The 25,178-nt window shown below is 68.6% G+C and carries 22 protein-coding genes and 1 pseudogene; 6 read left to right on the top strand and 17 right to left on the bottom strand.

The window, feature by feature from the left end; all coding sequences use genetic code 11:
- Nucleotides 1-19 precede the first annotated feature (19 nt).
- Complete coding sequence (gene pstB, locus QH948_RS02725) at nucleotides 20-799, top strand: phosphate ABC transporter ATP-binding protein PstB (RefSeq protein WP_219081196.1); 780 nt, start codon at nucleotides 20-22, stop codon at nucleotides 797-799.
- Nucleotides 800-807: 8 nt separating this feature from the next.
- On the opposite strand, the gene QH948_RS02720 is transcribed toward pstB, so the two are convergent.
- The 3 genes and pseudogenes from QH948_RS02720 to QH948_RS02710 form a co-directional block, all read right to left on the bottom strand.
- Nucleotides 808-1,974 carry a glycoside hydrolase family 3 N-terminal domain-containing protein gene (locus tag QH948_RS02720; RefSeq protein WP_281145415.1) on the bottom strand — a complete coding sequence of 389 codons (1,167 nt, stop codon included), beginning with the start codon at nucleotides 1,972-1,974 and terminating at the stop codon, nucleotides 808-810.
- A gap of 32 nt (nucleotides 1,975-2,006) precedes the next feature.
- Nucleotides 2,007-3,416 (bottom strand): mycothione reductase, encoded by a 1,410-nt coding sequence (locus tag QH948_RS02715; protein ID WP_281145414.1) that lies wholly within the window; start codon nucleotides 3,414-3,416, stop codon nucleotides 2,007-2,009.
- Nucleotides 3,417-3,582: 166 nt separating this feature from the next.
- Nucleotides 3,583-4,791 (bottom strand): annotated as a pseudogene (locus QH948_RS02710) (ISL3 family transposase); the annotation flags it as partial.
- Between the two features lie 216 nt (nucleotides 4,792-5,007).
- Between QH948_RS02710 and QH948_RS02705 the strand changes: the two are divergent.
- The 5 genes from QH948_RS02705 to QH948_RS02685 all read left to right on the top strand — a co-directional run bounded on the left by QH948_RS02705 (nucleotide 5,008) and on the right by QH948_RS02685 (nucleotide 12,665).
- Nucleotides 5,008-9,663: a hypothetical protein gene (locus QH948_RS02705; RefSeq protein ID WP_281145413.1), complete on the top strand. Its 4,656-nt coding sequence runs from the start codon at nucleotides 5,008-5,010 to the stop codon at nucleotides 9,661-9,663.
- A 259-nt stretch (nucleotides 9,664-9,922) separates the two neighbouring features.
- Complete coding sequence (locus tag QH948_RS02700; protein WP_281145412.1) at nucleotides 9,923-10,285, top strand: helix-turn-helix domain-containing protein; 363 nt, start codon at nucleotides 9,923-9,925, stop codon at nucleotides 10,283-10,285.
- Nucleotides 10,221-10,883: an IS30 family transposase gene (locus QH948_RS02695; RefSeq protein ID WP_348634939.1), complete on the top strand. Its 663-nt coding sequence runs from the start codon at nucleotides 10,221-10,223 to the stop codon at nucleotides 10,881-10,883. Before QH948_RS02700 ends, QH948_RS02695 begins: the two co-directional genes overlap by 65 nt.
- Nucleotides 10,884-11,155: 272 nt before the next feature.
- Nucleotides 11,156-11,881, top strand: a complete 726-nt coding sequence (locus tag QH948_RS02690) for a PIG-L deacetylase family protein (RefSeq protein WP_281145410.1) — start codon at nucleotides 11,156-11,158, stop codon at nucleotides 11,879-11,881.
- 22 nt (nucleotides 11,882-11,903) lie between these two features.
- Nucleotides 11,904-12,665, top strand: a complete 762-nt coding sequence (locus QH948_RS02685; protein WP_281145409.1) for an SDR family NAD(P)-dependent oxidoreductase — start codon at nucleotides 11,904-11,906, stop codon at nucleotides 12,663-12,665.
- Nucleotides 12,666-12,671: 6 nt separating this feature from the next.
- On the opposite strand, the gene QH948_RS02680 is transcribed toward QH948_RS02685, so the two are convergent.
- The 14 genes from QH948_RS02680 to QH948_RS02615 all read right to left on the bottom strand — a co-directional run bounded on the left by QH948_RS02680 (nucleotide 12,672) and on the right by QH948_RS02615 (nucleotide 25,122).
- Entirely contained in the window at nucleotides 12,672-14,096 is a 1,425-nt protein-coding gene (locus tag QH948_RS02680) for a GerMN domain-containing protein (RefSeq protein ID WP_281145408.1), read from the bottom strand.
- A gap of 39 nt (nucleotides 14,097-14,135) precedes the next feature.
- Nucleotides 14,136-15,047: a c-type cytochrome biogenesis protein CcsB gene (gene ccsB / locus QH948_RS02675; protein ID WP_281145407.1), complete on the bottom strand. Its 912-nt coding sequence runs from the start codon at nucleotides 15,045-15,047 to the stop codon at nucleotides 14,136-14,138.
- Nucleotides 15,044-16,651 (bottom strand): cytochrome c biogenesis protein ResB, encoded by a 1,608-nt coding sequence (gene resB / locus QH948_RS02670; protein ID WP_438874114.1) that lies wholly within the window; start codon nucleotides 16,649-16,651, stop codon nucleotides 15,044-15,046. The genes ccsB and resB overlap by 4 nt, the downstream gene beginning before the upstream one ends.
- On the bottom strand, nucleotides 16,621-17,331 hold the full coding sequence (locus QH948_RS02665) for a cytochrome c biogenesis CcdA family protein (protein ID WP_281146118.1): 711 nt from the start codon (nucleotides 17,329-17,331) through the stop codon (nucleotides 16,621-16,623). The genes resB and QH948_RS02665 overlap by 31 nt, the downstream gene beginning before the upstream one ends.
- Nucleotides 17,332-17,372: 41 nt before the next feature.
- Entirely contained in the window at nucleotides 17,373-17,933 is a 561-nt protein-coding gene (locus tag QH948_RS02660; protein WP_281145405.1) for a TlpA family protein disulfide reductase, read from the bottom strand.
- The gene (locus QH948_RS02655; RefSeq protein WP_281145404.1) at nucleotides 17,930-18,589 is read right to left on the bottom strand and encodes a histidine phosphatase family protein; all 660 of its coding nucleotides are present in this window, start codon (nucleotides 18,587-18,589) and stop codon (nucleotides 17,930-17,932) included. Before QH948_RS02655 ends, QH948_RS02660 begins: the two co-directional genes overlap by 4 nt.
- 10 nt (nucleotides 18,590-18,599) lie before the next feature.
- A complete protein-coding gene (locus QH948_RS02650) occupies nucleotides 18,600-20,195 on the bottom strand; it encodes a uroporphyrinogen-III synthase (RefSeq protein WP_281145403.1) in 1,596 nt (531 codons plus the stop codon).
- The gene (locus QH948_RS02645; protein WP_281146117.1) at nucleotides 20,161-20,424 is read right to left on the bottom strand and encodes a glutaredoxin family protein; all 264 of its coding nucleotides are present in this window, start codon (nucleotides 20,422-20,424) and stop codon (nucleotides 20,161-20,163) included. Before QH948_RS02645 ends, QH948_RS02650 begins: the two co-directional genes overlap by 35 nt.
- 71 nt (nucleotides 20,425-20,495) lie before the next feature.
- Complete coding sequence (locus tag QH948_RS02640) at nucleotides 20,496-20,597, bottom strand: 30S ribosomal protein bS22 (RefSeq protein ID WP_002550589.1); 102 nt, start codon at nucleotides 20,595-20,597, stop codon at nucleotides 20,496-20,498.
- Between the two features lie 150 nt (nucleotides 20,598-20,747).
- Entirely contained in the window at nucleotides 20,748-21,545 is a 798-nt protein-coding gene (proC, locus tag QH948_RS02635) for a pyrroline-5-carboxylate reductase (protein WP_281145402.1), read from the bottom strand.
- Nucleotides 21,542-22,561, bottom strand: a complete 1,020-nt coding sequence (locus QH948_RS02630) for an aspartate-semialdehyde dehydrogenase (RefSeq protein WP_281145401.1) — start codon at nucleotides 22,559-22,561, stop codon at nucleotides 21,542-21,544. Before QH948_RS02630 ends, proC begins: the two co-directional genes overlap by 4 nt.
- Before the next feature lie 56 nt (nucleotides 22,562-22,617).
- Nucleotides 22,618-23,406 (bottom strand): CPBP family intramembrane glutamic endopeptidase, encoded by a 789-nt coding sequence (locus QH948_RS02625; RefSeq protein ID WP_281145400.1) that lies wholly within the window; start codon nucleotides 23,404-23,406, stop codon nucleotides 22,618-22,620.
- Nucleotides 23,403-24,311, bottom strand: coding sequence for a proline dehydrogenase family protein (locus QH948_RS02620; RefSeq protein WP_281145399.1), 909 nt, complete (start codon nucleotides 24,309-24,311; stop codon nucleotides 23,403-23,405). The genes QH948_RS02625 and QH948_RS02620 overlap by 4 nt, the downstream gene beginning before the upstream one ends.
- A gap of 7 nt (nucleotides 24,312-24,318) precedes the next feature.
- The gene (locus QH948_RS02615; protein WP_281145398.1) at nucleotides 24,319-25,122 is read right to left on the bottom strand and encodes a sugar phosphate isomerase/epimerase family protein; all 804 of its coding nucleotides are present in this window, start codon (nucleotides 25,120-25,122) and stop codon (nucleotides 24,319-24,321) included.
- Nucleotides 25,123-25,178: the final 56 nt, after the last annotated feature.

Here is a 25,178-nt window from a genome sequence, read left to right as displayed (position 1 = left end):
AACAAGGAAACGCACACACATGTCCAAGCGCATCGAGATCCGCGACCTCAACATCTTCTACAGCAAGTTCCATGCCGTCAAGGACGTGAACATGGTGATCCAGCCCCGCTCCGTGACGGCCTTCATCGGCAGCTCGGGCTGCGGAAAGTCGACGGTGCTGCGGTCCCTGAACCGCATGCATGAGGTCATCCCCGGCGCCTACTGCACCGGAGAGGTCCTCCTCGACGGCGTCGACCTGTACGACAAGGCGGTCGACCCGGTGCGTGTGCGCCGCCAGGTCGGCATGGTGTTCCAGCGGCCGAACCCGTTCCCGACCATGAGCATCCGCGAGAACGTGCTGGCAGGCGCGAAGCTGAACAACGCCCGCCTCTCCCGCACCGAGGCCGACGAGCTGGTCGAGAAGTCGCTGATCGGCGCGAACCTGTGGAACGAGGTCAAGAACCGCCTCGACCGCCCGGGTTCCGGCCTGTCGGGCGGCCAGCAGCAGCGCCTGTGCATCGCCCGCGCCATCGCGGTCTCCCCCGACGTGCTGCTGATGGACGAGCCCTGCTCCGCCCTCGACCCCATCTCCACCCTGGCCATCGAGGACCTCATCAAGGAGCTCAAGGAGACCTACACCGTCGTCATCGTGACGCACAACATGCAGCAGGCCGCGCGCGTGTCGGACCAGACCGCCTTCTTCAACCTCAAGGAGCACGGAAAGCCGGGCGAGCTGATCGAGATCGGCCCCACGGAGAAGATCTTCCACAACCCCGACCAGCAGGCCACTGAGGACTACATCACCGGCCGCTTCGGCTGACCCGAGTCTCAGCCGCAGCTCAGCAGCCCGGCCTCCGCCTTCAGCGCGAGGATCCGGGCTGTTGACGTCTCCAGGCCCGCCCGGAAGTCGGCGTCGTCGTCGGCCTCGTCCAGCACGGCCTCGACCATGTCGCCCATCAGGCGCGGGTCTGCGTTGATGACGAGGTCGCCGCCGGCTGCCAGGAAGCGGACGGCCCGCTCCCCCGGGGCCACGTCCCCGACGGCCTTGGCCGCGCCCAGGTCGTCGGCGATCACCACGCCGTCGTAGCCGAGCTTCCCGCGAAGCAGGTCTGTGATGATGACGGATGAGAAGACGCCCTCGTTGTCGGGGTCAATCTTCTCGAAGATCGCCGACGAGATCATCACGGAGCTGACGCCCGCATCGATGGCCGCCCTGAACGGCTCCAACGCGTCGGAGTCCTCATCGATGTCGTCGTCGTACGCGACGGCGTAGTCGGTGTTCTCGGTGACCTCGCCGAGCCCCGGGAAGTGCTTGGCCGAGGTCATGATCCCGCCGGCCCGCATGCCGCCGATGAAGGCCGTGACCGAAGCGGAGACCTGTTCGGCATCCGCCCCGAAGTCGCGCTTCAGGCTGCCGATCGGGGCGTTGCTCTCACGCTTGGACTCCGGCACGACGTCGGCGACAGGCGCAAGGTTGTAGTCCACTCCGGCCTTCTTCAGCTGCCGGGCCCAGGACGTCGCCTCGGCGCGCAGCTCGTCGGCGGACCAGGTGCCCTGCTCACGGGCCGTCGGGATCGACGAGAAGCCGTCGCCCTGTAGCCGCTGCACGGGGCCACCCTCCTGGTCGACCGCCAGCATGATCGGCAGCCTCGCGGTGCCCTCCTTGGAGATGCTCGCCGTCAGGGTGCGGATCGCCGAGCTGCCGGAGGTCCGGTTGCTCAGCAGGATGACCGAGCCGATGTCGTAGTCGGCGATCGCCCTGCGCGTGGTCTCGTTCAGCTCGGCGCTGTCGAGGCCGATCATGAACAGCTGCCCCACCTGCTCCTCCAGCGACAGGTCCGCGGCCAGGGCGGCGCAGCTGGCAACCGTCGGCGACGGGGACGCCGTCGTTGACGGGGCCGAGGCGCTGGTCGTGGTCGCCGGGTCCGTAGGAGCGGCCGTCGCCGACTCCATGCCGGTGGTCAGCGGAGCGGGCGCGCAGGCTGCCAGCGCCACGGCACCCAAGGCTGTCAGGGCCGTGGCGGCCCTCACTGGCCGATCTCCCCCGGCTTGCGGGCCAGGACGAGCTTCAACAGCGCGTTCTCGATGACCTCCGGCAGCGCGGGGTGGATCCAGTACTGGCCGCGCGCAAGCTCGTCGACGCGCTGCCCGAAGCTCATCGCCTGGATCAGGGGCTGGATGAGGGTGGAGGCCTGGGGGCCGATGATGTGCGCGCCGACCAGGTGCATGGATCGTGGGTCGGCGAGCAGCTTGACGAAGTGCTCCTCGTCCTCGAGCGCCCAGCCGTACGCGACGTCGGCGTAGCGCTGGCGGGCGACGATGTAGGGAGCGCCCCAGTTCCTGAGCTCCTGCTCCGTGACCCCCACCGACGCGATCTGCGGGTCGCCGAACACCGCCTGGGGCACGAACCGGTGGTCGGTGCCGCGCAGGTCGTCGGGGTGCAGGAGGTTGTGCTGGACCGTGCGGCCCTCGGCGTTGGCGACGTGCTTGAGGAGGTGGTCGCTGGAGACGTCGCCGAGAGCCCAGATCCCGGGCACGTTGGTGCGCTGCTGCGCATCGACGCGGATCTGGCCGTCTGGGTTGTGGTCGACGCCGGCCGCCCGGAGGTTGAGCGCGTCCGAGTTGCGGTCGCGGCCCACCGCGATCAGCAGTTGGTCGGCGAAGTACTCGTACTCGATGCCGTTGCGGTCCTTCGTGATGACCACAAGCGAGTCATCGTCGCTCTTCTCGACCGCGGAGAGCTCCTGGTTGAGTCGCACGTTGACCGGGCCGTGCGAGAGTTCCTGCAGGTACGCCTGCGCGATGTCGCGGTCGTGGTGGCGAAGCAGCACGTCGGTGCGGTTGATCAGCGTGACCTCGGACCCGAGGCCGGAGAAGATGTGCGCGAACTCGGCGGCGATGTAGCCTCCGCCGACGATGACGAGACGGCGCGGCAGCTCGTCGATGCGCATGATGGTGTCGGAGGTGTGGACGCGGTCGGCGGCCTCCGCCAGGCCGGGCACGTCGAGGGTCCGGGGCCGCGAGCCGGTGGCGATGACGATGTTCGACGCGGAGATCCGCGTGTCGCCGACCTGCAGCGTCGAGGCGTCGACGAAGCTGGCCTCGCCGTGGAAGACCGTGACGTTCTGGCTGCGCTCGCGCCAGTCGAGTCCGCCGGCGGAGATGGGGTCGATGCGGCCGAAGATCCGGTCGCGGATCGCCAGCCAGTCGGCGTCCCGGAACTCGAGCTGCACGCCAAGCCTGCGTGCCTCGGCGACGCTCGCGGCGAGGTCCGCGGGCAGCACGAACATCTTGGTGGGGATGCAGCCGCGGTTGAGGCAGGTGCCGCCGAACGTCTCGTCGCGCTCGATCAGGGCGACATCCCAGTCGGCGAACCGTTCGTCGATGAGCGAGTTCCCGGTCCCGGAACCGATGACGGCGAGGTCGAAGTGCTGCATGCAGCCATTCTGTCACGCGGGGCCCGGGGGTTTCCGGAAGGCGTCAGGCGTTCCCCGCGGCCAAGCAGTGCTGGCCGAACGGCCGGCCCACGGCTACGAGATCACGGCCCGGCTCCGCCCGTCCCACTTTCCCGCACAAAAATGGCCCTCCTGTCTGATGTGTGGGTCAGCCTCGGCCTGGGAGGCGGGGTTTGTGGCCGGCGAGGTTGAGCATGGCTATCGCGATCAGGGGTTGGGGGCCGTGGAATCCGAACGCGATGCGGGTGATCAGCCGGATCTTGGTGTTGACTGATTCGATGCGGCCGTTGGACAGGCCGTGTTCGATCGCGGCCAGGATCGAGTGTTTGTGGGCGCAGATCTTGCGCTGCAACTCGACGAACGGTGGCAGGCGGCAGCGTCGGGCCCACCCGATCCAGGCCTCGAGCGCGGCCGGCGCTTCGGTGGGATCGACTTTGAACACGGTGCGGAGCGCTTCTTTCAACAGGTAGCCGCGGAACAGGGTGGGGTGGCTGGTCTGGATCCAGGCCAGTTTCACGCGTTGGTTCTCGGTCAGGTCTTCGGGATTCTTCCAGAGTGAGTAGCGGGCTCGTTTGATGGCCTGGGCATCACCGGTGGCTCGATGACGACGGCCCGTCTGATCGGTGCGACGTCTGCCAGGGGCTTGGTCGAAGACCTGTTTACGCAGGGTGTCGAGGGCCTCGCCAGCCCACTTGACCACATGGAACCGATCAGCACAGATCACCGCCTGCGGACAGTGACGCTTCACGGCGGCGTGGATGAATCTGGCCCCATCGGCAGTGACATGCGAAATCATGGCCAGTCGATCCTGACCAGCGGCTTCACCCGTAGCAGCGAGTTGGGAGAAGAACCCGTCAAGGGTCTTGCGATCCCGACCCGGGGCCGCCCACACTAGCCGGCCGGTGTCATGATCAACAACCACCATCAGGTACTTATGGCCACGTTTGTAGCTGATCTCATCGATACCGATCCGCCGCAGCCCCGCGAACCGGTCCTGCTCCTTCGACAGGTCATTCCAGTGACGCTCGATGATGCTGCCGACACTGCGCCACGCGATCCGCATCAACTGACACGCAGCTGATTTCGAGCACTGCGTGACCAGCCACGCGATCTGAGCATCAAACTCGTACGTGTGACCAGCCCCGTGACGGGCCCACGGCACCGAGGCGACCACCACCCCATGGACACGGCACGACACCCGCGGCGCTTCGGCCTCGAGGAACACCCTCATGGTTCCCAGATCCAGGCCCCGCCAGCGTCGTCGACCACCACCAGCGTCATAGCCCGGAGATCGCCGCCAGCAGATCCCACACCTGCCTCTCGCCCGCTTCGCAGGCCGCACACGACACACCAACACCCCCGCCTGATCGGGACTGCTGCACGTCTGGGTGACAGGTTGGGTTAGGCGGCCTGGAGGGCCGGTGTGGACAATGATCGTCTCGTATTCGATGGGCGTCAATCGTCCCAGGCGGGTCTGTCGTGAGTCGGCAGCTCACAGGCGTCGACGAACCGCGGGCCAAATCAGGCTCTTTGGCGTGGTTGGCCGCTAGGTTCTCCGGTGAAGGGGGAGCGTATGGCCGGTCCGGGCGAGATAGCGACGCGCGGTGTCGCGACGCTCGGCTCCGCCATCAGCGGGGACTGGCTCGGCGTCGGGGCGTCGGTGCTCAGCATCTTGCGCGAATCGCTGCAAGGGACCGATGCCGAGGTCTGGCGCAAGCATCTCGAGAAGCTGGCGAGGCGAGGTTGGCAGAATGCCGCGGACGCCCGTGTTAAGTACAAGCACCTGGGGGCGGAGGCTGACCAGGACACTTCAGTCGCCTACGTCATGAGCTGCCTGCACGCGGGCACCAGCCCGACCGCCGAGGGCTTGATCGCGTTCCCCGGTGTCGGGCTCGTCGACGCCACGGACCTCGGTGAGCCCATGGCGATGGAGTCCGCCAAGGATGCGGCCAATCGCTTTCTGTCGATGATGATCGGCTCCCTCCTCTCCGACCGCACGTTCGTCGTTCAGAACAATCTGGTCAGGGTCATCACCGAGTCGCAGGAGGCGCGGACCCGCCTTGAGGCCGACGTGGCACGTCACGGAGCTTCTGTCGACACCCTGCAATCGCGCGTCACTGAACTCCGCACAGCGATCAGCCTCCTGTCCGCCCCCGGCCTGCGGGCACAGCAACGAGAGGTCCGTGGCGACGGGCTCCTCGACTTCCTGTCGGGCGAGGTCGCGTTCCATGGACGCGATGACGTCCTCGCCGAGTTGATCGCGTTCTGCGAGTCCGCTGGGAAGAACTGGCGCTGGCTAGCACTGACGGGCGCGGGCGGCTCGGGCAAATCCCGGCTGGCCTTCGAACTCTGCTTGCAGTTGCGCCAGCGGAAGTGGGACGCCTTCTTCCTGGATCGAAGGGCACTTACCTCCGCCCCGCCCGCCGCGCTCGCATCGGCACCCACGGACCTGCTGATCGTCCTCGATTACGTTGCCTTTGCGCCTGATCAGGTCGCGAACTGGCTTGCGCAGTTGCCGGTGAATCCGGCACGGCGCCTGCGGGTGCTGCTGGTGGAGCGGGCCGGCTGGCCGACGACGGACCTCACGTTCCGTCCCCCGGCCTGGTACGGGGAGCTGGTGGACGCCTGGAGCGCGGCCGATCTGCGCCAGCACCTCTATGAACTGCCGTCCGGGCGTATCGATGTCGCCCTCACCGGGCACCCCCTGTCCCCCACAGATTTCGATGCCATCTTGGCGTCCATCGAGCCTGCCGACGCCATTCCCGCTGGAGTGCGCCAGGCCATCATCACCCGCCTTCAAACGGTCATCGATCCGTTGGCCCAGCGGCCGCTTTTCCTGCTATTCCTGGCGAGCGCCTACCTGGACGATCCGTCAGATGCTCGCTGGCAGACCTGGAGCACGACAGACCTGCATGACGTGATCTACCAGCGCGAGCGGCAGCGGCTCGTTCATCAGTTGCCGGAAGGCTTCGACGATGTGGCGCTCGATCTCTGGGCCTTCGCGACAGCGACCCTGTCGCCCATCAACGACATCTACGCTGACGCGCCCGATTGGCTCATTGCCCCGCTGGCCGACCAGCCCGTCAAGATACGCCGAAAGGTTCAGCAGGCGCTCCGAGCCTCGTGTGGGGACGCCGGCGCGGACGTTCGGCCGTACACCCCGGACATCCCCGGGGAGTACATGGTGGTCGCACGCTTTTCGGAATGGCGAGAGGCGAACCGCAAACTCTTCGTCGACACCGCTTGGGCCCTGTTCCCCGAAGGGTTCGGAACCTTCTTGACCCGAGCCCTCACCGACCTCGATCCCGCGTCGGCCGTCGCTCAAGAGAGCCTCAGTTCGACTGGCCTGCTCGCCATCCCCGACGCCGAGCGGGACACCCTGACCCTCACCAAGGCGCTTGAGTCACTGATCGATCCGGCCAACCCCCGCCCCGACGTCGCAGAGATTCTTACGTCCGCGGCCGACCGGTTTCGCTCCAGCCCCGAGATCACCAAGCGAGCGGTCCACGCGATCATCTCGTGTAGCAGCCCCGAGATGGCGTTGCCGACACCGCCCGGCGATCGACCCAACTGGCACGAGGGCGTGCGACAAACCTTCCCAGGCCTCGATGCGGCCCAACAGGAGCGTCTGGCAGCGCAGCTGTGGCCAGTGCTAGTGCTGTGGACCGGCACGGTCCTCGCCCTCGGTCTCACGCAGGCAGAGATGGACGAGTTTGACGGCCTGAGTGACTCGGCCCGGCTGACCTGGCTCGGGTTTCATAGGCCCGACTATGGCTCGGTCGCCCTGAGATGCACGACCGCATTGCTCTCGGCCGCCGTAGCCGTCGCGGCCGAAATGTCGTGGCTAGCGCTGGATGGCTCTCTCGCTGACTGGTTGGAGGATGCTTCGCCTTGGAGCCCCATTGTCGTCGATGAAGCCACGAGGCCAGTGTTGATCGCGCAATCGCTGGCCAGCCGCACGGGTAAGCCCAACGTTGACGCCGCCGAGATCCGCACCATCATCTCTCAGCTCAACAACCTCACCCACACGTATCCCGACAACGCGGACGTCGCCCTCGAGTACGCGAGGGTGATGGTCAACCTCACCGTCGAGCCCGGCGTCGACGCGGCCGAGACCCGCACCATCACCACCACCCTGGCCAACCTCACCACCGATCACCCCGGCAACCCCGACATCGCCCTCGAGTACGCGAGGGCGCTGTTCAACCTCACCGTCGAGCCCGGCGTCGAAGCGGCCGAGACCCACACCATCACCACCACCCTGGCCAACCTCACCACCGATCACCCCGGCAACCCCGACATCACCCTCCGGTACGCGAAGGCGCTGGTCAACCTCACCGTCGAGCCCGGCGTCGACGCGGCCGAGACCCGCACCATCACCACCACCCTGGCCAACCTCACCACCGATCACCCCGGCAACCCCGACATCGCCCTCCGGTACGCGAAGGCGCTGGCCAACCTCACCGCCAAGCCCGGCGTCGACGCGGCCGAGACCCGCACCATCACCACCACCCTGGCCAACCTCACCACCGATCACCCCGGCAACCCCGACATCACCCTTCAGTACGCGAAGGCGCTGTTCAACCTCACCGTCGAGCCCGGCGTCGACGCGGCCGAGACCCGCACCATCACCACCACCCTGGCCAACCTCACCACCGATCACCCCGGCAACCCCGACATCACCCTCGAGTACGCGAGGGCGCTGTTCAACCTCACCGTCGAGCCCGGCGTCGACGCGGCCGAGACCCGCACCATCACCACCACCCTGGCCAACCTCACCACCGATCACCCCGGCAACCCCGACATCGCCCTCCGGTACGCGAAGGCGCTGGTCAACCTCACCTACAAGGCGGGAGTTGAAGCGGTCGAGATCCGCACCATCACCACCACCCTGGCCAACCTCACCACCGATCACCCCGGCAACCCCGACATCGCCCTTCAGTACGCGAAGGCGCTGGTCAACCTCACCTACAAGGCGGGAGTTGGTGCGGTCGAGATCCGCACCATCACCACCACCCTGGCCAACCTCACCACCGATCACCCCGGCAACCCCGACATCGCCCTCGGGTACGCGAGGGCGCTGTTCAACCTCACCGTCGAGCCCGGCGTCGAAGCGGTCGAGACCCGCACCATCACCACCACCCTGGCCAACCTCACCACCGATCACCCCGGCAACCCCGACATCGCCCTCCGGTACGCGAGGGCGCTGTTCAACCTCACCGTCGAGCCCGGCGTCGAAGCGGCCGAGACCCGCACCATCACCACCACCCTGGCCAACCTCACCACCGATCACCCCGGCAACCCCGACATCGCCCTTCAGTACGCGAAGGCGCTGGTCAACCTCACCTACAAGGCGGGAGTTGAAGCGGCCGAGACCCGCACCATCACCACCACCCTGGCCAACCTCACCACCGATCACCCCGGCAACCCCGACATCACCCTCGGGTACGCGAAGGCGCTGGCCAACCTCACCGCCAAGCCCGGCGTCGACGCGGCCGAGACCCGCACCATCACCACCACCCTGGCCAACCTCACCACCGATCACCCCGGCAACCCCGACATCGCCCTCCGGTACGCGAGGGCGCTGTTCAACCTCACCGTCGAGCCCGGCGTCGACGCGGCCGAGACCCGCACCATCACCACCACCCTGGCCAACCTCACCACCGATCACCCCGGCAACCCCGACATCGCCCTCGAGTACGCGAGGGCGCTGTTCAACCTCACCGTCGAGCCCGGCGTCGACGCGGCCGAGACCCGCACCATCACCACCACCCTGGCCAACCTCACCACCGATCACCCCGGCAACCCCGACATCACCCTCCGGTACGCGAAGGCGCTGGCCAACCTCACCGCCAAGCCCGGCGTCGACGCGGCCGAGACCCGCACCATCACCACCACCCTGGCCAACCTCACCACCGATCACCCCGGCAACCCCGACATCACCCTCCAGCATGTGGTGTCTTTGGTGGGCTACGCCTGGAAGGCAGACTTCGACGTCAGCCAGACGGCATCGGTGCTCAATCAACTGAACCATCTGATCGAAGGGTTGAGCCGTCCCGACTCGGTTGGATACACGGTCGACTTCCTGCGCGGCTTCTTGGACGACGAGGACGTGACTCAGCTCCCCGAGTTTCAGGCCGCTGCCGTCGCCGAACTGGGCGAGGGGGCGCCCTTCTCTCAGGTGCTGACAGCCCTGCTCGAAACGGCTATCAAACCGCATACGACCTAACCGCTGACGTGGATCCCGCCCAGCTGTAATGGAACGTTCCCACTCCTGGGACGGGATGAGCCACAGGGGCCGGCCGGCGGTCCGGGTGGCCAGAGAGCTCGGGAGGAACCCCCATACGATCGGTCGGTGGGCGAAGATCGCGGGTATGACGTTGACGCGTGGTCGCCGATGCGGGGCGTTGCCCCGCCAGATGCCGGCCGAGATCGTTCCAGTGGTGCATCGTGGGCATGGGTCCAGGCTGGACGAGCATCACCGGGTCGTGATCGAGGTGATGCTCCTCCAGGGCTACAACCGCTCGGAGATCGCGGCCGTGGTCGGGGTCCATCGCTCGACGATCGGCCGGGAGATCGACCGCTACAGCGTCGAGGGTCGCTACCTGGCCCGTTCGGCCCAACAGGCTGCCGACAGGGCCCGGGCCCGTCCGAAATCACGCTGCCTGGAGTCGAACCTGCTGCTGCGCGCGCAGGTCATCGACTGCCTGAACCACAGGTTCTCGCCTCGGCAGAGTTCCGAGGCCCTGCGACGCAGGTTCCCCGACGATCACACTATGAGGGTGAGTGCTGAGACGATCTACCAGGCCCTCTACGTCCAAGGACGCGGAACGTTGCGTGACGAACGTTGACAAGGCCCTCCGGTCGGGGCGGCGGCAACGGATCCCGCAATCGAAACTCCCCGCCGCGAGCACCCGTCCCTGGCTAGTCGGACACGAGTTGTCGAAACGACCCGCTGAGGTCGCCGACCGGGCGCTGCCGGGTCACTGGGAAGGAGACCTCGTCCTGGGCGAGCGCCACAAGACCGCGTTGATCACCCTGGTCGAACGCACCAGCCGCTTCACCCTGATCCGTCGACTCCCCGACGATCACGGCTCCACCACCGTGACTGATCAACTCATCGAGATGGCAGCCAGCATCCCCGCCGAGCTCCGCAAGACCCTGACCTGGGACCAGGGCTCCGAGATGGCAGAACATGCCCGATTCACGATGGCCACCGACACCAAGGTGTTCTTCTGTGATCCTCACTCGCCCTGGCAGCGAGGATCGAACGAGAACACCAACGGCCTGATCCGCGACTTCTTCCCCAAAGGCACCGACTTCGCCACCATCACCGACGACCAGGTCGCAGAAGCCCAGTACCTCCTCAACATCAGACCCCGACAGACCCTCGACTGGGACACCCCAGCCGAACGCCTCAACCAGAACCACGTTGCACTCACCCCTTGACACCGCCATGCGCACAGCGCCCCCGAAATAGGCATGGTTGTGCGCGGGAATCGCGAGCCGGGCGCGGGAGCTGGTCCTCACCTACACACGGGTGCGTGGCGCTCCTGCCCGTCGCCCCGACGACCCTGGCCCTGGCTGCCTAGCGGCAACGGGTCGCCCGCTGACGCCTCCGCCGGCACCCTCCCGCGGCACCCTCCCGCGGCAAAGAACACTTGCCAGTGGGACGCAAGCGGCACCCTCCCGCGGCACCCTCGCGCGCCTAGTCTTTCCCCATGACTGACCTGAGCGTGCAGCAGTTGGACGACGAGGGATTCCGGCGGGTGCTGTGCGTAGTCGCGCATCCCGACGACGTGGAGTACGGCCTGTCGGCGTGCGTGCACCGGTGGGTGCGGCAGGGAGCGACGGTGGCCTACCTGCTGCTGACCTCCGGCGAGGCCGGCATGCAGATTCCCCCGGGCGACGTCGGACCGCAGCGGGCGAGGGAGCAGGCTGCCGCGTGCGCCGAGGTCGGCGTCGACGACCTGACGATCCTCGATCATCCCGACGGGATGCTCGTCTACTCGCTCGACCTGCGCCGCGACATCGCTCGCAGGATCCGTGAGTTCCGGCCCGACGTGGTCGCCGTCGGGTCCTGGGAGATCGAGGTCGGTTGGGGGCTCAACCAGGCCGACCATCGCGTCGCCGGGCTCGCCGCCCTTGACGCCCTCCGCGACGCGGACAACACATGGGTGCACCCCGAGCTGGCTGAACGTGAGGGGCTGCCGAAGTGGCACGTCGACCGCCTGCTCGTCTACGGGCACAAGGAGCCGACGCACGGCGTGCCGCTGACCGACGACGACGTCGCCGCCGCGGTCGCGTCGCTGAGCCGGCACGAGGCCTACCTCGCGGACCTGCCCGACCACCCGGCCCCGGCCGACTTCATCCCCGACATGCTCGCCCAGCAGGGGAAGGCGATGGACGCCTCCCACGGCCTGCTGATGCACGTCTTCGACCTGTAGCCGGGGGGCTAGGCTGACGCCCATGGATTCAACCTGGGCAGTGGTGACCGGAGCCTCCTCCGGGCTCGGCGTAGCGTTCGCGCACCGGCTCGCGTCGGAGGGCGCGAACATCGTGCTGGCGGCGCGCAGCGAGGACAGACTCGAGCAGGTCGCCGCCGACCTGCGCAGCCGGCACGGCGTCCGCACACGCGTGTCGCCGGTCGACCTCAGCTCCCCGGACGGCCGCGCAGGCTTCGTCGAGGAGGTCTCGCGGACCCCCGTCAGCCACCTGATCAACAACGCCGGCTTCGGGACGCTTGGCGATTTCGCCGAAATCGACCCGGCCAGGGTGACGCAGGAGCTGGAGCTCGACGTCGTCGCGTTGACCGAACTGAGCCGCGCGGTCGCTCCGGGCATGGTGTCACGGGGTCGCGGGGCTATCGTGAACGTCGCGTCGACGGCGGCCTTCCAGCCGATCCCCGGCATGGCCGTCTACGCCGCCGCGAAGGCCTACGTGCTGCGGTTCAGCTGCGCTCTGTGGGACGAACTGCACGCCACGGGGGTGCGGGCGATCGCTCTGTGCCCCGGCCCGACTCAGACCTCCTTCTTCGCCAACGCGGGCAACTCGGAGGTGATGGGGCGTCGCCGCACGCCGGAGCAGGTCGTCGACACGGCCTGGATCGGTCTGAAGCGACACCGGCCCTACACCGTCGACGGGCTGGGCAACTGGGGGCTGGCGTTGACCGCCGGGCTGGCACCGGTGCGGCTGCAGACGCTGATCTCCCGGGGGATCGTCAGCCGCTGACCCGGCTCAGGCGATCTTGATCGACTTGTTCTCCAGGAACTCGACCGGCGGCGCCCCCCACGACGTCGTGACGCGCACCTCGTAGTTGCCCGCCCCCAGGCTGACCGCCGTGGCCCAGCCCTTCTGGCCATCATCGCTCACTGTTCCCGTGAGCTCCGCCTCGAGCGTCGCGAGCACCGCGCCAGAATCCACGTCGGTCACCTGCACGATGGGCTCCGATGCGCCGACGCGGATGGTGCCCGTGATGCTCGTCCGGCCGACGGAGAGCTGGGCCTGGTTGCGCGGCGTGCTGATCTGGAGGGGAGCGAGGACGCCTGCGTTGCGCGACGTGTACCCCTCCTCCGACGCGAAGGTATCGGGCGGGGCCGCGCCGTCCTGCAGGAAGAACACGGCGTTGTCGGCATCCCCGACCAGCGCGTTGACGGAGAACACCATCTGGTTGCGCGCCTGCACGGCGAGTTCATCGGTGGTGAGCTCCGCGTAGGCCTCGGCACTCAGGTCGATCGTGACCGTGTCGCCGGCACTCTCGACGCTCAGGACCTGCCCGGGACCCCACGACGAGCGGTAGTCGGGGTCGAGCGGGACGAGCGTCAGGACGGCCTCGACAACGGAGTTCAGCAGGTTCTCGGCGCTCGGCAGGTCGCGCAGCTCGCGGTGGAGCAGCCCGTCGGAGCGCCCCACGTAGTACACGGCGATGTTGCGGACCTGGGCCGGCAGGGTCCGCGAGGAGGTGACGCTGGGGGCGGAGCTGGCCGTGGGCTGCGAGAGCACCGCGGGCGTGGGCTGCGGCCGGGTGAGGACGGCGAGCAGGAGACCGAGCAGGATCGCGATGATCGTCAGCAGCACCACGAACCGCGGGGCCAGATGCCTCCGGTACTGGCCGCTGAGCTGCGCCAACTCTCCCTCCAGCGTCACCGTGCCGGGCGCCTGGACCTGACGCGCGGAGGCTCTCAGAGCGGCGGTCACCTCCTGCGAGAAGGACTCGAGTGAGCCGGGCTGCCCTCCTGCCGCGGCGGCACCCACCTTGGCCCGCAGCGTCTCCAGGGAGATCTCGAGCTTCTGGTTGCAGCCGCGCACCGACATGCGCATGATGGCGGCCAGCTCTGGGCCGAACACCGACAGGTAATGGCTGACGACGAGGATCTCCGCCATCCGCGGGGGCAGGGACGCGATGCCGCGGAGGATGTCGTTCTGGCGTGGCTCCACGACGGCCGGCAGGGTCAGCTGCGACGTCACCGTCCGGGATGCTCTGGCCAGGTGCACCGCGTGCTCCTGCATGAACTCGACCCGCTCGCCCGGATCGATCAGACGGTTGCCGCGGCGATGCAGAGCCAGCATCGCGCTGCGCACGATCCGCCCGGACGCGTCCTCGACGCCGAGTAGCACGACGAGGCGGTGCAGGGTGATCCCCTGCTCCTCGTACAGCTTCACCAGCCAGTCTGGTGATTCCTCGGCGGTCATGTCTTGCGATCAGATCCCGGAGTAGGAGTGCAGCCCACTGAACAGCAGGTTGACGCCGATGAAGTTGAACCAGAACGTGATGACGCCCACCACGGCGACGATGGCGACGCGGCGCCCGCGCCAGCCCGCGGTCGCGCGGGCGTGCAGGTAGCCGACGTAGACGAGCCACGTGATCAGGGACCAGGTCTCCTTGGGGTCCCAGTTCCAGAAACGGCCCCACGCGTACTGGGCCCAGATGGCGCCGGCGACGATCGTGAACGTCCAGATCGGGACGGCGAACGCGTGCAGCCGGTAGGAGATCAGGTCGAGCCGCCTTGAGGTGGGCAGCTTCGCCAGGTACCCGACGAGCCCCGTCCCCGCCTCGTGCGCCTTGCGCTCGGCGTGGTCCCGGATCAGGTACATGATCGCGGCGATCGCACCGATGTTGAACGCGGCGGCGGAGATGCACGCCGCGACGATGTGGATGATGAACCAGACGCTGTGCAGAGCGGGCACCAGGGGGGCCACATCGACGTAGAACTCGGTGACAGCGAGGCCGAGACCTACGCTGAGCACCAGCGTGACGCCGACGCCGAGCCAGCGCATCCCGAACCGCAGGGCCAGTACCAGGTACACGATCACGGCGAAGAGCAGCGCAGCCGACACGAACTCGTACATGTTGCCCCACGGGGCCCGCTGCGCCGCGACCCCCCGGAGCACCACGGCGGTTGCCTGGAGCGCTGCGCCGAGCACGGTGATCATGAGCCCGAGCCGGCCGAAGAAGTCGACCCGGATGCGAGCGCGGTCCTCGCTGCCGTCCTCGGGGCGGAGCGCAGCGAGCCCGCGCGCCGTCGACCACTCGAGGGCGTGCATGATGAGCGCAACCGTGTAGACGACGGCGGCCGTCACCATCGCGGTGTAGGACCATTCCGACAGGCTCATGCGGGCGGCTCCTCGTGGGTCTCGGGCTCAGGGGCGTCCCCATTGTGCCCTGTCGGTGCGGAGTCTGCCGCTGCCGCCAGCAGCGCGGCGACCTCGTCCTCGAGTCCGGAGGCGGCGTCGGCCCTGTCGAGGCCCCCCGTCAGCACCATGCCTTCGGCGACGCGGATGAAGAGGCGCCGCGGCCGGATGCTGAGGCTGAGACTGAGACCGATCAGCCCGATCAGGATCGAGGCGAGCGTCATCGCGTTACCGGGGGTGTCGCTGACCTGGAGCTTCACCCATCGCTCCCACCCGTCGAAGGTGATGGAGCCCAGATCATCGGGCAACGTGAATCCGGCTCCGACGGCCATCTGCGCGCGCAGCGGCTCCTCGTCGTCGGCGAGCACCGGCTGCAGGCCCGTCGTGTCGAGTGCGTAGACCGATTCGGGGGCTCCGGTCTCCTCCTTCGGCTCCCCATACCAGGCATTGAGCCAGACCTGAGGATTCAACGCGTCCGGGAAGGACGAGTACGGGCCTCCGACCTCGTCGATGGCCGCCGTCGGGAAGAAGTAGGCCTCGAAAGCGAGCCGGGAGGGGCGGGCGTCCGGCACCTTGATGACGCCGTAGGAGGTGTAGTTGCCGTCCTGCGGGAGGAACACCACCGGGCCGGAGAATGCCACGTTGCCGTCGCCGTCGCGCACCGTGAACGAGGCGGCGTAACCGTGGCCCAGCAGGTTCACCTGGGTGCCGCCGGCCGTCATGATCGGCTCGTTGACCGTCAGGGTCTCGTCGCGGGTGCCGTCGGCGTCCGTGACCGTGAGGGAAGCCTCGAACTTGCGGGCGGCGCCGGTCTGCACGTCGCCGGTCTCGAACTCCGCGACGAAGCTGTTGACCTGCAGTGAGAAGGCCTCGAGGGAGTCGGTGTCGACTGCCGCGCCGCTGGTGAAGTCGTCATACTGCGTGAGCACGTTGGCGAAGCCGCGTCCCTCCACCACGACTGCCGTGCCGTGGTATCCCCACAGGTTGGACCAGGCCAGCCCGAACAGGACGGCGAGCAGGCTGACGTGGAAGACCAGGTTGCCGGCCTCACGGAGATAGCCGCGCTCCGCGCTGAGGCCGGCTTCCGCGCGTGCGACGCGGTAGCGCCTGCCGCGCAGGAATTTCTCTGCCCGGTCGAGGGCCTCGTCGGTCGGGCCGGAGTAGGCGGCTGAGCGGGTCTCGGGCAGCCTGTCGATCCGGGCGGGCAGGGCAGGCGGGGGCTTGCGAACCGAGCGTGCGTACTTGGTCACGCGGGGGATGATGCAGCCGACCAGCGAGATGAACAGCAGCAGGTAGATGGCTGAGAACCCCGGCGACGTGTAGACGTGGTACATCCCGAGCGGTTCGAGGACCGCGTCCCAGCCGGGGTACTTCTCCTTGAAGTCGATGACCGAGATCGCCGAGGTGCCCTCCTGCGGGATCATCGAGCCGGGGATGGCGGCCAGTGCGAGGAGGAAGAGGAGCAGCAGTGCGGTGCGCATGCTGGTCAGCTGGCCCCAGGCCCAGCGCAGGAACTCGAGGCCGGGTCGTCGCCGCGGCCGGCGCACCGGCGCGGTCACAGGATCGTCCCGAAGCTCGCGGCCCACTGGCGCAGCGCTGCGGTCAGGGTGTCCCACAGACCGGTGACCATGGCCACCCCGACGACGATCATCGCGACTCCACCGATGCGCTGGATCAGCACCTGGTGGCGGCGCAGCCAGTCGAGCCTGGGTGCCAGGGCCGTGAATGCCGCTGCGAACGCCAGGAACGGGATCCCCAGGCCGAGGGCGTAGGCGAAGGCGAGGACTCCCCCGCGCACGGCGGAGCCCTCGTTGAGCGCGAGTGTCAGCACGACGGACAGCGCCGGCCCGATGCAGGGGGTCCAGCCGAGGCCGAACACCATGCCGAGCAGCGGCGATGCCCACACTCCCAGCCGGGGGGCGACGGCGGGCCGCCAGAAGGAGGGGACGGGGAGCCAGCCGGCGAAGGCGGCGCCCAGCACGATGATCAGCAACCCGAGGACCACCGTGATGATGCGGGCGTTGCCGAGCAGCAGCGTCCCGAGGCCGCCGATCGCGGCGCCCGTGAGCACGAACACGACGCTGAACCCCAGCACGAAACCGAGAGACCCGCCGATCAGCAGCCTGCGTGGCCCCTCCCCGCTGGCGATCTCGGCGGCGCCCAAGCCGGACGCGTAGCTGAGGTAGCCGGGCAGCAGGGGAAGCACGCACGGCGACACGAAGGACACGACCCCCGCCAGCATGGCGACGGGTATCGCGACCAGCATCGAGCTCGTCAGCGCGTCGCCGACCCAGCTCTCGAGCCCGATCACGAGTCGGCCACCACGTCGCCGACGATCCCCACCAGCGTCGACGTGTCGACGGTGCCGAGCACGCGCGCGGCGATCCGCCCCTCAGGATCGACCACCAGGGTGCTCGGGATCGCCTTGGGCGGCAGCTGCCCGAAGCCGAGCAGCAGCTCACCGTCGGGGTCGTAGATGCTGGGGTAGGTCAGCCCGAAGGATCGCTCGAAGGCGAGCGCGGGCGCGGTGTCGAGGTCGCGGGTGTTGACCCCGAGGAAGGCGACGTCGTCGCCCAGCTGCTCGGAGGCGGCCACCAGGTCGGGGGCCTCAGCCCGGCAGGGTGCGCACCAGGAGCCCCACACGTTCAGCACGATGGCCCGGCCTGCGAAGTCCGCGGTGGAGATGGGCTCACCCTCGAGCGTCTCCCCCGCCAGCACGGGTGCCTCGAGGCGCTGGTCCGCGGGGACGATGGTGACGGTACCGTCGCCCGCGGTGAACCCGGAGACATCGGACGCGTCGGTGGCCGCTGAGCATGCGCTCAGGGAGCCGAATGCCACCAGGGCCGTGAGGACGATTCGTCGCCTCACGTGCCGACCCTGAACTTGCGGCCCGTCGTCGAGACCGGGAGCAGGTCAACGACGGGCTCGGCATAGGTGACGCTGGTGATGACGCCCTCGCGAACGGTGAACGAGGTCACCGAACACAGGGTGCACTGGCGGCGGCGGGGGTCGTGGACGTGGCTGCGTCCCTCCGCGGAGCGGCGGGCGATCCAGATGGGGAGCTGGTGGCTCACGACGAGTGCCTGCCCGCCGGGACCGGCCTCGGCGGCGGCGTCGATGATCGCGGCGCGCATCCGCTTCGCGATGTCCGCGTAGGCCTCGCCCCAGCTGGGTCGGAGCGGATTGCGCATGGCCCAGAACATCCTGGGGTCGCGGAGTGCGGCGTTGTCGCGACCGAAGATCATGCCCTCGAACTCGTTGGCGGCCTCGATGACCCGCTCGTCGGTGGTGATCGACAGGTCCGGGTGCCGCGCTGCGGTGGGAGCGATGGTCTCCTGAGCGCGCTGCAACGGAGAGCAGCGCAGGTGGGTCAGGGGGACGTCGGCCCAGTACTGGCCCATCCGCTCGGCCATCTCGTGCCCGAGCTCGGAGAGCCCGAATCCGGGAAGCCGCCCGTACAGGACGCCGTCGGGGTTCTCCACCTGTCCGTGCCTCTGCAGGTGCACGATGCTCGCATCTACCACGCGACTCACCCTACGCGTCGGCTTCAACGACCTTGCGACGCTTGCGGCGCTTGCGCTGCGACGGCTTGGTCGGCGGCAGGCCGGCCGCGACCTGCTCGGCACGGCGACGGTCGGCGAACTCCGCCAGCCCCTCGGCCAGGGACTCGAACGTGGGCTGGTCGGCGACCACGTCGACGCGCAGGCCGTGCATCTTGCACGCGGCGGCGGTCGCGGGACCGATGGCCGCGACGACCGTCGCGGCGTGCGGCTTGCCCGCGATGCCGATCATGTTGCGCACGGCCGTGGCGGAGGTGAAGGCGACGGCGTCGAACATGCCTGTCTTGATGTCGTCGCGGACCTCCGGGGCCGGCGGGGCAGCACGCACGGTGCGGTACGCCGTGACCTCCTCGACCTCCCAGCCGAGCTTGCCGAGGCCGACGAGCAGCGGCTCGACCGACACGTCGGCGCTGGGCACGAGCACACGGTTCAGGGGATCGATCAGGTCGTCATAGGCCGGGAACTCGTTGGCGAGCGCGCCGGTGGTGTTCTCGACGACCGGCACCAGGTCGGGGACGAGGCCGAGCCGGGCGAGAGCCTCCACGGTGCCGCGGCCGACGGCGGCGAGCATGATGCCCGACAGCGCACGGGAGTCGAGCCCGTACTCGCTCAGGCGCTCCGCGATGGCGGTGACCGCGTAGGGGGAGGTGAAGACGAGCCACAGGTAGCGCCCGTCGACCAGCCCGCGGACCGCCTTCTCCATGGCCTGCTCCGTACGAGGCGGCTCAATGGACATCGTGGCGACGATCTCGGTGGAGGCCCCGTAGTGCGAGAGCTCCTCCACGAGGGCGTCCAGCGGGTCCTTGGTGCTCGGGGTGACGACCCGCCAGTCGAACAGCGGCTTGCCCTCGAACCAGCCGTACCGGTCGCGCAGCGAGTCCTCGATGCCGAGGCCGACGATGAAGTAGACCTCGGAGTGCTCGCTGGCCGAGACCTCGCGCCAGGTGAGGAGCTCGCTCACCTGGGCCGTGCTGCCCATGTTGACCATCCGCAGGGTCTCGCCATCGGCCCCGAACCTCTCGGCCGCGACACTGGCAAGCTGGGCGGCCAGGGCACCGGAGGTGCGAAGGATGAGCGTGTCGGCGGCGGGCCACCGCTCAATGTCCGGGACCTCGACCATCGCGTCCAGCACCGCGCACTGGTCACCGAAGTGCACTCCTCCGAAGCTGAGCGCAGCACCCCACCTGTTGATGCCGGGGATGACGTTGATGCGCAGTCCGTGCGTGGCGAGCACCTCGGCGAGCACGCCGCTGGAATCGACGTCGGAGAAATAGTCGCCGCGTCCGAGCCGAACGACCCGCTGGCCGGCGGCGACCGCCCCCAGGATCCTCGCGACCTCTCCGACGCCAGCCACCTCGACCGTCGAGTGTGCCGGGATCATCGCCCTGACCTCCTCGAGGTCGGAGTCGGTGTCGACCAGCACGAGGTCTGCCACGCTGAGCGCACGGGCGCCCGAAATGGTGAGCAGGGAGAGACCCCCGGGGCCGGATCCGACGAAGGTCACGGAGCCGATCGTCTGATCGGGACCCGCCTCGTCAGCGGGGGTGGTCAGTTCGAGTGACTCGGTCACGTCCTAGCTTTCTTGAGGGGACAACGCCTGAGGACACATCGTCGCGCATTCGCGGCCTCGACGTGAGAGCTTCTCGTAAGGCGCTCTCGTCAACAAACCAGTATCCGTGTAGCTCGTCATCGACGAACGTCACGGGCACGTGATCGGTGTACCGGTCGCGCAGCCGCTCGTCGTCGTCGATGTTCACGACGCTGACACCCACACCCAGGTCCGCGCAGACGCGACGCACGGTGATCTCCGCCTCCACACAGAGGTGGCAACCGTGCCGCGTGAGCAGCTGGACCCGGGTGGGAGTTGGCACTACTTGCCGGCGCGGCGGCGCTGAATACGGGTCTTCTTCAGCAGCTTGCGGTGCTTCTTCTTCGCCATGCGCTTGCGACGCTTCTTGATAACAGAACCCACTGTTCGCCTTTCATAGCCGGGCGGCTGCTGCCGCCCGGGTGTTCACGTTTGTCGGCCAGATGAGACTGGTCAGACGTCAAATCCTAACGCGCGGCCGACCGATCGCCCAATCCCGCGGCTGGGCGCCCAGGGGCGACCCGCGCGGGGGCGTCAGTCACGACGCGACATCTCGGCGCTGCGCCGGGCGCACGCCTCGACCGCGGCCAGGAACCCGGAGCGCACCCCGTGGTCGTCGAGCGCGCGCAGGGCGGCGGCCGTGGTGCCGCCCGGCGACGTGACCCGCTCGCGCAGCACGGTGGCGGACTCGCCCGCCTGGTCGAGCATGGCGGCGGCGCCGACGAAGGTCTGGTTCACGAGCTCGGTCGCCTGTGCCCGCGGCAGGCCCTGGTGGACGCCGGCCTCGATCATGGCCTCGGCCACGTAGTAGAGGTAGGCCGGCCCGGAGCCCGACAGTGCGGTGAGCGCGTCCAGATGGGCCTCATCGGTGATCATGGCACCGCCCACCGCACGCATCAGGTCGACGACCCGGCCGGTCTGGGCGGCGTCCGCCGAGGTCCCCGCGATGATGCCGGCCATGCCGTGCCCGACGAGCGAGGGTGTGTTCGGCATCACGCGGATGACGGCGGCGCCGGGCAGGGCACCTTCGAGGTCGGCGAGCGTGACGCCCGCCGCGACGGACACGACAAGCGTGTCGGGACCCAGCGATCCTGCGACCTGCTCCAGCACGCCGCCCATCTGGTGCGGCTTCACGGCGAGGACCAGGGTCTCTGCCGCCGCGGCCTCGGGCAGGCTGACGGCCGGGACGCCGTACCTCTCCCCCAGCTGCGCGGCACGCTCGGCGGTGCGCTGCACGACGCCGACCTCATCGGGCGTGACGACGCCGGAGGCAAGCCAGCCCGCGAGCAGCGCCTCACCCATCGAGCCGACGCCGACCATGGCCAGCTTCATCGGACCAGCAGTTCCGCGATCTGGATGGCGTTGAGGGCGGCGCCCTTGCGGAGATTGTCGTTGCTGATGAACAGCACGAGACCCCTGCCGTCGGCGACGCTCTGGTCCTGCCGGATCCGGCCGACGAACGACGGGTCGGCGCCGGCCGCCATCAGCGGGGTGGGGACGTCGGCCAGCTGGACTCCGGGCGCCGCGGCGAGGAGTTCGCGTGCCTCGTCGGGCGTGATGGCCCGGTCGAAGCGGGCGTGGATGCTCAGCGAGTGCCCGGAGAACACCGGCACGCGGACGCAGGTCCCGGCGACGGGAAGGCCGGGGATGTGCAGGATCTTGCGCGACTCGTTGCGGAGCTTCTTCTCCTCGTCGGTCTCGCCGTCACCGTCGTCGACGATGCTGCCGGCCAGCGGCACCACGTTGAAGGCGATGGGCGCGACGTACGGGGACGTGTCGGCCACCTGGAGGGCCGAGCCGTCGAGCGCGAGCACGCGCGGGTCGTCGATCTCGCCGACCTGGGTGGCGAGGGCCTCGACGCCCTTGACGCCGGAGCCGGAGACGGCCTGGAAGGTGGTGACCTGCAGGCCGACGAGCCCCGCCGCGTCGTGCAGCGGCTTCAGCACGGGCATGGCCGCCATGGTGGTGCAGTTAGGGTTGGCGATGATGCCGATCTCGGGGTCGACGACGTCGCCGGGGTTCACCTCGGCGACGACCAGCGGCACCCGGTCGTCCATGCGCCAGGCGCTGGAGTTGTCGACGACGATCGCGCCCGCGGCTGCGACCTTCTCGGCGTACTGCTTGGAGGTGCCGCCGCCTGCGGAGAAGATCGCCACGTCCAGGCCTGCGAAATCGGCGGTGGCGATGTCCTCGACGACCACCTCGCCGTCCTTCCACGGCAGCTTCTTCCCGGCGGACCGGGAGGAGGCGAAGTAACGGATCTCATCGACGGGGTAGTTGCGCTCGTCCAGCAGACGGCGCATCACGCCGCCGACCTGGCCGGTCGCTCCAAAGACACCAACACGCATGGAGCCATCCTACGGCGCGGGGCCCGAGGGGGCACGGCCCCTGTCCATGGGTCCGGTCAGCGGCCGATCCACGACATGAGCGTCGGCAGCAGGCCGGCGCCGAGGAACGAGACGATGTCGAGCAGCGAGTGCGTGACCACGAGCGGCATGACGCGTCGCTTCAGCACCGTCAGGAACAGCCAGCCGAAGGCCAGCCCCATCACGACGTTGCCGATGAATCCGCCGAAGCCCTGGTAGAGGTGGTAGGCCCCACGGATCAGCGAGGAGATGACCACGATGACCCACATCCGCCCGCCCGTCTGGGACCAGCGGGTGAAGAGGAAGCCGATCATCAGCACCTCCTCGAGGATGCCGTTCTTGATCGCGAGGAGGATCAGAACCGGCACCGTCCACCAGTTCTCGGCGAGGTTCGCGGGGCTGACCTGCGTGTTGATGCCGATGGCCACGGCAGTGAGGTAGAAGGCCAGGCCGGCGGCGCCGATGCCCGCGAAGATCCCGAACCCCCAGGCCAGGTCGAAGCCGGGGCGTCGCAGGTCGAAGCCCATGACGCGAAACGGCCCCTCCTCAGGCCGACGGTGTACCGCGAGGAGGTAGAAGGCCAGCAGCACCGGCATCAGAGGCATGGTCATGTAAGCGACCTGGTAGGCCAGGTCGAGCCACGGCCTGTCAGGGGTGGCCGACGAGTTGATCGTCGAGGTCTGGCTGCCGAGCGAGACGCCGCGGGTCATCCTCTCGATGATCGACAGGATCGCATACACGGCCGACTGGCCGAGCGAGACCATGAGGACCACGGCCATCTCGGCCCACAGCACCCTGCGGTACCCGGGGGCGACCTCCGCGGTCATCTCTTGTCCGCCAGCGCCCGCAGGTAGTTGAAGGCCGTGCGGGGGCGGGCCGCGATGCGGGTGGTCAGGTACTCGAACCATGCGGGCCCGTAGGGAAGGTAGGTGCGGCAGCGGTAGCCGACGTCCACCAGTCTGCGCTGCTCCAGCGGCCTGACGCCCTGCAGCATCTGGAACTCGAACCCGTTGGCAGGGACATTGCTGCGGCCGGCCAGTTCCTGGGTGATGGCGATGATGGTGGCGTCGTGCGAGGCGACCATCGCGTAGCCGCCGTTCTCCATCACGATCCGCAGGCACCGCACGAAGGCCAGCAGCTTGTCCTGTTCCCGGCGATGGATCTGGTCGCGCGGAACGGGGTAGGAGCCGACGCAGATGCGGATGCGGGCTCCCTCGCGGGCCAGCGTGAGAGCCTCCCGTTCGCTGCGTCGGATCTCGGCCGGCAGCGTAATCCCGAGCGTCGGGACGTCTTCGCGCACGTCGCGCCACATGGCAAGCGTCGCGTCGTAGGCCTCGGCGCCCTGCATCTCGAGGGTGAGGAAGGCTCCGCGATCATGCGCGGCGGTTGCCAGCTCTCGAAGCGCCTCCGTCGCGGCGGCCGGGTCCTCGCGCAGCCCCAACGACGACGGCTTCACGGAGAACTCGATGCCGCGGTCACCGTCACCGAACCACTCAAGGGCCCTGTGCAACTCGGCGATCGACTCCGTCTCCTCGTCCGTCTCGGGGAGATAGGCCAGCGACACGTCCAGACCCTGCCGACGGAGTCTTTCGACGACCGTCGAAGCAGCGTCAAGATCGGGGCCGGCGATGTAGCTGGCCGCGGTGTCCTGGGCCACGCCGGTGGCGAGCGCGGACTGGCGCACCCTGCGCGAGCGGATCAGGCGGCGCAGCGGACGGTTGACCTTGGTCACGGGCGGTTCAGCCCTTCTCCGGCACGGCGGCCGACATCGTGCGCCGGATGTTCTCCAGGGACTCGCCGAGGAGGGCCTCGCGTTCAGCTCGGGAGCGTGCGCGCCGAGTGGAGACCTCCAGCACGATATGGCCCTCGAAACCGCGGCTGCAGATCTCCGCGAGCACGTCCCAGGCCGACTGGTCACCCTCGCCGGGAAGGAGGTGTTCGTCCTTCAGCGAGCCCTTGCCGTCGGTGAGGTGGACGTGGGCGAGGCGCGACCCCCAGGCGTGAACGAAGTCCATGGACTGCCGCTGCGAGGTGGAGGCGTGCGAGAGGTCGAGGGTCAGGTGCTCGTACGCGAAGTCGGTGGGATCCCAGCCGGGCAGGTAGGCCTGGATGTTGCCGGCGGGCGTGCGCCACGGATACATGTTCTCTACGCAGAACTTCACGTCGTCGAAGTCCGCGTTCAGGGTCGCGATGCCGTCGACGAAGGTCTTTCCGTAGTCGCGCTGCCAACGAAACGGCGGGTGCACGACGACCACGTCGCCGCCCAACTGACGGACCGCCTCCCCGGAGCGGCGCAGCTTCTCCCAGGAGTCGTTGCCCCAGGTTCCCTGCGTGACGAGCAACGTCGGTGCGTGCACGGACCGCACGGGGACTCCGTGGTAGTCGGCCAGTTTCGCGATGGCATCGATGTCCACGCTCAGGGAATCGACGCCGACCATGAGCTCCACCCCGTCGTAGCCGAGAGAGGCGGACAACTCGAATGCGCTGGTTGAGGCCTCGGGGAAGACCGAAGTGGTCGACAGCAGGACCTGCGGGACGTTCACACCTCGAACCCTACCCGCCGAGCCTGTCTGCCCGCCGTGCGAGCGCGCCGCCCCGA

The organism is Tessaracoccus lacteus, assembly GCF_029917005.1.
In the GTDB taxonomy this organism is placed as follows: domain Bacteria; phylum Actinomycetota; class Actinomycetes; order Propionibacteriales; family Propionibacteriaceae; genus Arachnia; species Arachnia lactea.
Note: the sequence above shows the minus strand (reverse complement) of the source record. Positions and strands in the feature narration are given on the sequence as shown.

Bases quoted from the DNA above. Each gene is read 5' to 3' on its own strand.
- QH948_RS02685 (WP_281145409.1), top strand. From the start codon at position 11,904: ATGGATTCAACCTGGGCAGTGGTGACCGGAGCCTCCTCCGGGCTCGGC.
- QH948_RS02715 (WP_281145414.1), bottom strand. From the start codon at position 3,416: ATGCAGCACTTCGACCTCGCCGTCATCGGTTCCGGGACCGGGAACTCG.
- QH948_RS02630 (WP_281145401.1), bottom strand. From the start codon at position 22,561: ATGCGTGTTGGTGTCTTTGGAGCGACCGGCCAGGTCGGCGGCGTGATG.
- QH948_RS02665 (WP_281146118.1), bottom strand. From the start codon at position 17,331: ATGCTGGTCGCGATACCCGTCGCCATGCTGGCGGGGGTCGTGTCCTTC.
- QH948_RS02690 (WP_281145410.1), top strand. From the start codon at position 11,156: ATGACTGACCTGAGCGTGCAGCAGTTGGACGACGAGGGATTCCGGCGG.
- QH948_RS02705 (WP_281145413.1), top strand. From the start codon at position 5,008: ATGGCCGGTCCGGGCGAGATAGCGACGCGCGGTGTCGCGACGCTCGGC.
- pstB (WP_219081196.1), top strand. From the start codon at position 20: ATGTCCAAGCGCATCGAGATCCGCGACCTCAACATCTTCTACAGCAAG.
- QH948_RS02625 (WP_281145400.1), bottom strand. From the start codon at position 23,406: ATGACCGCGGAGGTCGCCCCCGGGTACCGCAGGGTGCTGTGGGCCGAG.
- ccsB (WP_281145407.1), bottom strand. From the start codon at position 15,047: ATGAGCCTGTCGGAATGGTCCTACACCGCGATGGTGACGGCCGCCGTC.
- proC (WP_281145402.1), bottom strand. From the start codon at position 21,545: ATGAAGCTGGCCATGGTCGGCGTCGGCTCGATGGGTGAGGCGCTGCTC.